The 8739-nt window shown below is 43.6% G+C and carries 9 protein-coding genes; 4 read left to right on the top strand and 5 right to left on the bottom strand.

Features of this window, described 5'->3' with window-relative positions; all coding sequences use genetic code 11:
* Window positions 1-386 precede the first annotated feature (386 nt).
* Window positions 387-479, top strand: coding sequence for a putative holin-like toxin (locus tag M3205_RS20635; protein WP_226618119.1), 93 nt, complete (start codon window positions 387-389; stop codon window positions 477-479).
* 22 nt (window positions 480-501) lie between these two features.
* Here M3205_RS20635 and M3205_RS20630 read toward each other — a convergent pair whose 3' ends face one another.
* From M3205_RS20630 to M3205_RS20620, 3 genes are all read right to left on the bottom strand, one after another.
* A complete protein-coding gene (locus tag M3205_RS20630; RefSeq protein WP_285886732.1) occupies window positions 502-819 on the bottom strand; it encodes a redoxin domain-containing protein in 318 nt (105 codons plus the stop codon).
* 18 nt (window positions 820-837) lie between these two features.
* Window positions 838-1005: a hypothetical protein gene (locus tag M3205_RS20625; RefSeq protein ID WP_251171591.1), complete on the bottom strand. Its 168-nt coding sequence runs from the start codon at window positions 1003-1005 to the stop codon at window positions 838-840.
* A gap of 131 nt (window positions 1006-1136) precedes the next feature.
* A complete protein-coding gene (locus M3205_RS20620) occupies window positions 1137-1328 on the bottom strand; it encodes an aspartyl-phosphate phosphatase Spo0E family protein (RefSeq protein WP_251171590.1) in 192 nt (63 codons plus the stop codon).
* A 437-nt stretch (window positions 1329-1765) separates the two neighbouring features.
* Between M3205_RS20620 and M3205_RS20615 the strand changes: the two genes are divergently transcribed.
* The 3 genes from M3205_RS20615 (at window position 1766) to M3205_RS20605 (ending at window position 7028) form a co-directional block, all read left to right on the top strand.
* Window positions 1766-3028, top strand: a complete 1263-nt coding sequence (locus M3205_RS20615; protein ID WP_251171589.1) for an L-lactate MFS transporter — start codon at window positions 1766-1768, stop codon at window positions 3026-3028.
* Between the two features lie 263 nt (window positions 3029-3291).
* Window positions 3292-5652, top strand: coding sequence for an FdhF/YdeP family oxidoreductase (locus tag M3205_RS20610; protein ID WP_251171588.1), 2361 nt, complete (start codon window positions 3292-3294; stop codon window positions 5650-5652).
* 503 nt (window positions 5653-6155) lie between these two features.
* A complete protein-coding gene (locus tag M3205_RS20605; RefSeq protein ID WP_251171587.1) occupies window positions 6156-7028 on the top strand; it encodes a LysM peptidoglycan-binding domain-containing protein in 873 nt (290 codons plus the stop codon).
* Window positions 7029-7062: 34 nt separating this feature from the next.
* Here the strand turns inward: M3205_RS20605 and M3205_RS20600 are convergent, their stop codons facing one another.
* Both M3205_RS20600 and M3205_RS20595 read right to left on the bottom strand, forming a co-directional pair.
* A complete protein-coding gene (locus M3205_RS20600; protein ID WP_251171586.1) occupies window positions 7063-7554 on the bottom strand; it encodes a CBO0543 family protein in 492 nt (163 codons plus the stop codon).
* Between the two features lie 34 nt (window positions 7555-7588).
* On the bottom strand, window positions 7589-8725 hold the full coding sequence (locus tag M3205_RS20595; RefSeq protein WP_251171585.1) for a zinc-dependent alcohol dehydrogenase: 1137 nt from the start codon (window positions 8723-8725) through the stop codon (window positions 7589-7591).
* Window positions 8726-8739: the final 14 nt, after the last annotated feature.

Below are 8739 nucleotides of genomic sequence, written 5' to 3'. Positions count from 1 at the left end.
ACCAGTAGAATCTGCGGAGCGAAATTTTTGAAGTAGTGGAAGGGGCCCCTTCCACTACTTCAAAAACATAGAGCTAAATAACTTGTTTTTCCTAGGAATGAATTTACACAAAATAGTGGACTTGACTGGTCTAAATGCTGACCGCACATAAAAAGGGCTTATCCGCACATAAATCTGGCTTTGCGCACAGAAATTCATGCTATCCGCACAGAAATTGATTCCAGCACGGAGATTTCCATAAGAAAATGAAAAAAGGCCAGCCGCATGCTATTGTCATGCAGCTGACTCTTTTTAGGCCTTTTGAACGGATTTTCAATTAGGCACTCCTCCAGAGTATAGGACAAGTTTGCTTCCGGGAAGGCTGAAGGTAAGGAGGCGATGTATAAATGGGTACCTTTGAAGTGTTATCTTTGATGATCAGTTTCGGTATGTTTGTTATCGCCATGCTCCAGTTCACAGATAGAGACAGGAATTCATGAACACGCTCACGGGCGTGTTTTTTTAATTGGTGAGTTCCTTTTTTAGATCTTCTGCAGTTGTATCAATTTCTTCTCCCCAATGATCATTAACCTTATGGAGCACAATATTCCCTTTTGAGTCCATTATTGCATAGCCTCTGTAGGCAGTGTCACCATTTTTCATGTCAGTCCGTTCAATAAGCTTCATTTCCGGATCAGATATAAAAGGGAGGCTGTGCCCCATCTTTTCTTCCAGAGCCTTATAAAGCTCAAGCTGCTGCTCAGGCTGATCATTGCTGACGATGTACATATTGGCATCCAGATCTTCTAATTTATCCATGTTCTGATGCAGCTCGACCAGCTGCTGCTGACAGAGTCCTCAGGTGTAGGTTGTGATAAAGAAGAAGACACTTGGCTTGTCCTGCGGGAAGGCAACTTCATTGCCGCTTTGGTCCTTTAAAGTAATCGTCTCCTGTGCCTGATCTTTACCGCAGGCTGTCAGAACAAGAAGAACGATTGCTAATAGGAACATAAACTTTTTCTTCATATGATCTCCATTTCCGTTTAGTTATTATCTTATCATTATGGAGTTCTTTTTTGATTTTCTCAATAAAAATGCCCGATTGCCGGTTAAACAAAAAAACAAACACACTCCATCTTACAGGAATGTGCGTTTTCTCAAATATGAAGGGTTGTTCTAATGGATGAATTGCTGCGCTGCACTTGATAGATGAGCTTGTCGAGCTCCTCTGAGTACATGAGCGTATCAGGGTGTGACAATCCCTTGTTTTTTCCAACAGAAATCATCTTTTTGCGCAGGACGTCGATGTCGTTGTGAAGTTTTTTTATAGCAGTCGAAGGTGTGGTCATTGATTCGGCTCCTAATCTGGGGATGAAATAATATATTCATTATCGACAAATTAACCGGCAAATAAACAGATTCGACAAAACTTATAAAAAGATTACAAGTTTCTACAATGTTATTAATGTAGTTCTATTAAACAATATGTTCATGATGAAAAATTGCTAAATAGGGCTTGAACATGCTTTTTCAAAGTGATATGATTTTTAATAGTTCAAAAATCTGTCACATTTTGATTTGAGATAGCGAACCTGTCGTCGGTTAAAATGTCATCAGATTCCTTTATGATTTACAGTTGGTCCTTTAAGCAGCGTATCCTGCTTGATACTAACCGTCAATCCTTCTTTTGCATACCCAAATTCGGGGACGCGGGAGAGATTGGCGGTTTTTTTTCAGGAATCTTTTCTGAAACCGCTTTACAGAGGATTAGGAGGGGGAAAAAAGAGTGAAAAAGACAAAAAATCGGTGGCTGATTGCCGCCTCGGCCGTAGGGATTCATATCTCCATCGGTTCGGTTTACGCCTGGAGCAACTTTACAAATCCATTGATTGACGAGTTTGGCTGGACATCAAAGGAAGTACAGCTGACCTTCAGTTTAGCTATTCTGTTTCTGGGATTGTCAGCAGCATTTCTTGGCCACTTTGTTGAAAAGCACGGCCCAAAAAAGGCAGGTCTTCTGGCAGCAGGATTCTTCGGAGCCGGGATGCTTGGAGCCGGACTAGCAGTCAATATGGGTTCATTGCCGTTTTTGTACATAACCTACGGTGTTCTTGGTGGAATAGGGTTAGGGGTAGGTTATATTGCACCTGTATCCACATTGGTAAAATGGTTCCCTGACCGCCGCGGATTTGCAACAGGCCTTGCCATCATGGGATTTGGCTTTGCTGCAGCGGTAGCGAGCCCAGTCATGGATGGACTGATTAAATCGGTTGGTACAGCAAACACGTTCTTTATTTTAGGTGCAGCATACTTAATCATTATGACATTATCATCTTTATATTTAGAAAAACCGCCTGAAGGCTGGGCACCTGAAGGAATGAAAGAAAAAGCTGCAGCCGGAAAAATCAAAATCAAACAGGATTTGTCACAGTTAACGGCGAATGAAGCAATAAAGACATCCCGATTCTATTATTTATGGATTATGCTGTTCATTAATGTGACGTGCGGAATTGCGATTTTGTCTGCTGCAAAACCGCTGGCACAGGAAAGCATAGGCCTGACTACGGCGGAAGCAGCCACACTTGTCGGAGTGCTTGGCATCTTTAATGGACTGGGACGTTTGGCATGGGCATCGATCTCAGATTATATCGGGCGCCCGAATACGTATACGATTTTCTTCGTTTCGCAGATCGCATTATTCCTATTACTTCCGATTACAAAAGAGGCGATTCTTTTCCAGGTCATGCTGGCGATTGTCTACACAATGTATGGCGGAGGATTCTCATCCATCCCGGCATTTATCGGCGATGTTTTTGGAACAAAGCAGCTTGGTGCCATTCATGGCTACATCCTTACAGCATGGGCAGCAGCAGGTCTTGCAGGCCCAATGTTTGCGGCATGGATGAAGGATTCAACTGGAAGCTATGCATCAAGTCTGACAAGCTTTGCCGCATTGTTTGTGGTGGCATTCATCGTGTCAATCTTAATCCGTTTTGATATGAAAAAATTACGCAGGCAACATGAAGCAAATAAGCCAATGGCAAGTTAATTTTTAATAATAACAGCACGGAAAAGCATTTAGACCCGCTTTTTTTAATGGTATGGCACTTGGCAGCGAACCTGCTAAAGACTAACCACCGCAGAAACAGCATCTAGAAGTAGAGGCTTTTTGCGGTGGTTTTTTATCGCAGTTAATGAAAAAGGGCAAATTTTCTACATTCGCCCATATACAATAATAAAAGCTATTTGAACATTGGAAATTAAGAGATTCAGGATCTCTATTAAATAGAAAAATATGAAGGAGTGTTTCAGGTGGGAAAAACAAAACATCCAGGACCTCAGAATAAAAAGGCCATGCCGGATCCAAAGCATTGGGTGAGTCCGATTCCATTCGGCCTTGGTAAAATCAAGCCAAAGCATATGAGGGATACAGCAAAAATCCTGTGGGAAAACAAAGATAATATCGGCTATGCCACAAATATACTGACAAAAGGAGTCTGCGACGGATGTGCGCTTGGCGTATCCGGACTATATGACCAGACGCTTAAAGGGCCACATGTGTGCACAACACGTTTAAATGTCCTTCGTTTAAACACGGCCGGTGCGATTAAACCGGACATCTTGCATGCTGATATCGATGAGCTGCGCAAATATGACAGCACGGAGCTTCGCAAGCTGGGCCGCATTCCATATCCGATGATCCGAAGAAAAGGCGAGCGCAAATTCTCCCGGATCACCTGGGATGATGCGATGAACATGATCGCTGAAAAAATGAAGGTTCTTGATCCGAAGCAATATGCTTTTTACCTGACGAGCCGCGGAATTACGAATGAATCGTATTATGTGGCCGGCAAAGTTGCCCGCTTCCTTGGCACGAATCACATCGATAACGCGAGCCGCATTTGCCATTCGCCTTCTAAAACCGCTTTAAAGCGTTCCATTGGAGTAGGAGCCTCTACAGCCAACTACCTCGACTGGATCGGAACGGATGTCCTTTTATTCTGGGGAAGCGTAGCATCCAACAGCTCGCCTGTATCATCTAAATATATGCTTGAAGCGAAAAAGAACGGTACAAAAATTATCGTCGTTAATCCATATAAAGAGCCGGCGATGGACAAATACTGGATTCCTTCAAACCCTGAATCTGCTTTATTCGGCACAAAAATTGCAGATGACTTTTATCAGGTCAACATCGGCGGAGACATTGCCTTTATGCACGGCATCATGAAACATTGGTTCGACATGGAGAAAGCGGAACGCGGTTCTGCCATCAACCATAACTTCGTGAACGAGCATGTGAACGGCTATGAGGATTTGAAAAAGAAAGTGAAAGAGCAGTCATGGGAAGAGATTATTAAATCTTCCGGCATAACGAAAGAGCGGATTATTGAACTTGCCGAATTGCTTGCTAACAGCAAAAATGCTGTTTATGCCTGGGCTCTTGGTTTGACCATGCATTCCTTTGCGACAGATAATATCTCGCAGGTTGCGAACCTAGCGCTGCTACGCGGTCATCTAGGCCGAAAGCATAATGGCCTAATGCCATTCCGCGGCCACTCATCTGTGCAGGGAAGCGGTGAAATGGGTGCCGATCCATTTGTATTGCCTGGCGGAGATTTTTACGGTGACAATTTTGACCGCATTCAAAATCTTTGGGGCTTCGAGCTTGAGAAATGGCAAGGCGATATTGTCGGGGTGACATTAGAAAATATTCTACTTCCTGAAGACCATGAACGGAAAATCAAGCTTTACTATCTATCTGGAGGCAACTTCCTTGAGACGATGCCGGACCCTGATTTTATCGAAAAAGCACTTTCTGAATTGGATATACGCGTTCACCAGGATATTATCTTAAATACGTCTACCCTTGTTGATGCGAAAGAAGCGGTCATCGTGCTGCCTGCCAAAACAAGATATGAGCAAGAGGGTGGCGGTACTTCTACTTCAACTGAGAGAATGGTGTACTTCAGTCCTGAAATAGAAGGAAATAAAAATAAAATCGCAGAGGCGCGCGAAGAGTGGAAAATTTATATCGATCTGGCCAAGCGCGTGAAGCCTGAAACGGCCCATCTGGTTGATTTTAAAGATGCACAGGAAATCCGGGAAGAAATTGCTCTTGCAAATCCTAATTACGATGGCATCCAGCATCTGAAAAAAGCAGGGGATGTCTTCCAGTGGGGCGGAGCTTGGCTTTGTGAGGACGGCATCTGCCCGACTCCGGATGGCAAAGGCACACTTATTACCGTCGATATTCCGGATCTTGGCAAAAAAGAAGGCCAGTTCATCGTTACATCCCGCCGCGGCAAGCAGTTCAATTCCATGGTCTACAAAGAAGTGGACCCTCTGAATGGCGCAGGACGATACGATGTATTAATGAACGCAGAAGATGGAAAAGACTTAAGCATTGCAGAGGGTGAAGGGATCGTCCTTTACAACGGATTCGGTGTCTTCCAGGGAAGAGCCAAATTCGTCGACATCGCCCGCGGCAATGTCGAAGTCCACTTCCCGGAAGGAAACTTCCTGCTGCCACGAGGCCGCTATGAAAAATTCGCGGGCATCCCTGACTACAACATCACGGTTACCCTCGAAAAAGCGGACCGCTACAACGCACGCAAGGACGTGGAATATAACGAAAAACACATCGCTGAAGATGAAATTGATGCACCAGCATAAAGGAGAGAGATGGCTTTTGGGCCATCTCTTTTTTTGGTTGGGAGTGGGGTTGGGGTTAGGTGAAATTTGCGGCTGTGGAATATTGCTGAAAATGAGCAGGAAGTTGCTTTGAATCCAAGGATATAAGTCTCTTATTTTATGCGATCCGCATGATAGACACTTCTTGTTCAGTATAAATCAACCAAGGTGCTTCAATAGCTATGATAGGTGCGTTTTATTCTAAGATGCTTTAAACCTCATGAAAGATACCTCTTTATCAACAAAGTCAAAACGCCTATGTTAGTAAGCTGGTAAAATAACGCCCAAAGTGAGCCGGCCGCCGTGGAAATGGGAATTTATCAGAAGGAATTACGCCCAAAATAAGCCCCCAAGAAAATAGTAGTCAAACTAAGTCCCCCCAAAAGTGAGCGACTCATGACCACCCCTGCCCAATTTTTAAAATAGGCTCGTTCCACTGAGACATCCGTTATTAACCCTTCGTCATATATAGTGAGGTGAATTTAATGAAGAAAATCAAACAGGTATTTGCAGCAGGGATCCTATCTCTGGCTGTTATTTTTTCAGGGGGAGATGTTTTAGCAGATCATAACGGAGACACAGATATAGCTGTGGTAAAAAAAGGTGATACACTTTATTCTCTGGCTAAAAAGCATCATCTTAATGTGTCGCAGATTTCGGAGCTGAATGATTTAACCGGTACGACCATCTATCCTGGTCAGCGTCTTATTTTAACAGGACAGGATGAAGTATATCACAGGATTATTGTCGGTTCGTTCAGCAAAAAAGAAAATGCGGAACAACGGGCAGCATGGCTTGAGGATAAAATTTTCCCGGCTGCCATTAGCACGGCCGTCATTGATGGCAAAACCTATCACCGTGTGCAGACAGGCGCGTATAAAAACAAAAAGAATGCTGTAAAGCAGCTGGAGGCAGTCAAAAAGGCAGGAATTACCGATGCCTTCATACTGACCAGTCCATCTCTTCATATTTTTGGCTTAAAGCCTGGTGATGCCTATGATGACATCATAAAAAGAATGGGCAAGCCGAAAAAGACTGAAACCCAGCTCAATATTAAAAGCCTATACTATCAGGGGGATGGTGCGGGCGTCAGGGCAACCTTAAATATGAAGGATGGAACCATTGGCAGTCTTGCTGTATATCCGGAATATTTAAGCCCTCGTCTGTTTCCTGCTCTTCCTTTTACTAAGGCCGAAGCAGTCAAATTGTATGGCAATGCCAGCAAGACGAAATCAGTGACTTGCTACGAATCAGCCAAGTGTGAAGATTTAACCTATCAGCTGGATCATTTGGAACTTAAAGTCCGGATTGACAGGGATCAGACCACTGTTCAGTTTCTGGAAATAACTAATCGTTAAGGTCCGTTAATATAAAACCGGCTCGAAGTGTTGTTTAGGAGCCGGTGTTTTTTTGTTTTTTCGCAGATTTATTAATCAAACCCATGATTCCGCGTGTCAGCAGGAAGGTGGCGAATATAGATACTAAGCTATAATAAGAGTTCCATGATTTCTTGTATTTGATTAACTGCGTGTGCTTTTCCAGATAATGTTCAGCAATTGTTGATGGGATACTAAAGATCAGGGACTTCATAAGGATTCCCATTAATCCGCTATTTCGGGTTAGCTGATTATAATAAACACAAGAAACCGGAAAAATAATGTAGCTGAACAGAACACTGACATCAAATGTTTTAAACAGTTTAACCGGGTACTTGAGATATCCTTTTCGCACGAATAGATTATCCAGGAAAGTGGCAATATAGCTCTTCAAAAAGAATACGATCAGCCAGTCTTTTATCGGGGGCTTTCTGACCAGATGGAAGAAAGCCCCGACCCCTAATATAAACAGGCCTCGCAGCAGATTCATTTCAAACCTTCGACCCATTTGGACATTCTCCTTTGTCATCTGGCATAGCTGATTATGGCTTAAGGATAACTTTGATGCAGTCCTCTGTTTTCGTATCAAATGCTTCATATCCATGTTTGGCATCATCCAGCGGCAATACATGGGTGACGATATCGCTTGGATCGAATTTTCCTTCAGCGATCAATTTATACAAATATGGCATATAAGGAATGACCGGCGCCTGGCCCGAACGGATATTGACATTACGCTCAAAAATATCGCCTAAAGGAAAAGCATTATATCTCATGCCATAAACACCCGTTATTTGGATAGTCCCGCCTTTGCGGACTGCCTGGGTCGCCATTATAACTGCGCCCATCGATCCGCCATGCAGCTTTAATCCTGTTGCCAGGAATTCCATCGGAGTCATTTTCCCATCCATTCCGACACAATCGATTACAACATCGGCGCCGCCTTTGGTGATTTCTTTAATATATTCGTCCGCATTTTTGGTCTGCTCAAAATTGATGATTTCCACATTATTGGTCCGTTTCGCATGCTGAAGACGGTAATTAATATAGTCAACAGCAATGACCCGTTTTGCACCCTTCATCCAGGCAAACTTTTGCACCATCAGGCCAACAGGGCCGCAGCCAAGAACCACGACAGTGTCGCCATCCTTAACTCCCGCATTGTCTACAGACCAGTATGCTGTAGGGACGACATCCGCAATCAGCACTAATTTCTCATCTTCCACTTCCGAGTTTTCAGGGATTTTAAAAGGAGTGAAGTTTCCATAGGGCACACGCATATATTCCGCCTGGCCTCCAGGATATCCGCCTGTCGTTTCTGAATAACCAAAGAAGCCGCCCATTTCACCATGAGGGTTGGAGTTATCACACTGGCTCGTTAAGTCAGTTTTACAATAAATGCATTCACCGCAGCTGACATTAAAAGGGATAATGACACGGTCGCCTTTTTTCAGATTTTTCACTTCCGGTCCTGCTTCTTCGACGATTCCCATTGGCTCATGTCCGATAATATAATTTTCATACGTATTCGGTATCATGCCGTGGATTAAATGGAGATCAGATCCGCAAATCGCGGTAGTGGTTACCTTTATGATGATATCATCACCTTTTTCAATCTTAGGGGCCTCAACTTCTTTAACGGCCACATCTTTAATGCCCTGATATGTAACAGCCTTCATGCCGGATTTCCTCC

The organism is Cytobacillus firmus (genome assembly GCF_023715565.1).
Classification (GTDB): Bacteria; Bacillota; Bacilli; order Bacillales; family Cytobacillaceae; genus Cytobacillus; species Cytobacillus firmus_C.
The sequence above is the reverse complement of the archived record's forward strand: the minus strand, read 5'-3'. Positions and strand labels throughout refer to the sequence as shown.

What these genes read in the sequence shown, in the direction of transcription:
- M3205_RS20635 (WP_226618119.1), top strand. Translation starts at nt 387, where the DNA reads ATGGGTACCTTTGAAGTGTTATCTTTGATGATCAGTTTCGGTATGTTT.
- M3205_RS20625 (WP_251171591.1), bottom strand. Translation starts at nt 1,005, where the DNA reads ATGAAGAAAAAGTTTATGTTCCTATTAGCAATCGTTCTTCTTGTTCTG.
- M3205_RS20620 (WP_251171590.1), bottom strand. Translation starts at nt 1,328, where the DNA reads ATGACCACACCTTCGACTGCTATAAAAAAACTTCACAACGACATCGAC.
- M3205_RS20605 (WP_251171587.1), top strand. Translation starts at nt 6,156, where the DNA reads ATGAAGAAAATCAAACAGGTATTTGCAGCAGGGATCCTATCTCTGGCT.
- M3205_RS20600 (WP_251171586.1), bottom strand. Translation starts at nt 7,554, where the DNA reads ATGGGTCGAAGGTTTGAAATGAATCTGCTGCGAGGCCTGTTTATATTA.
- M3205_RS20595 (WP_251171585.1), bottom strand. Translation starts at nt 8,725, where the DNA reads ATGAAGGCTGTTACATATCAGGGCATTAAAGATGTGGCCGTTAAAGAA.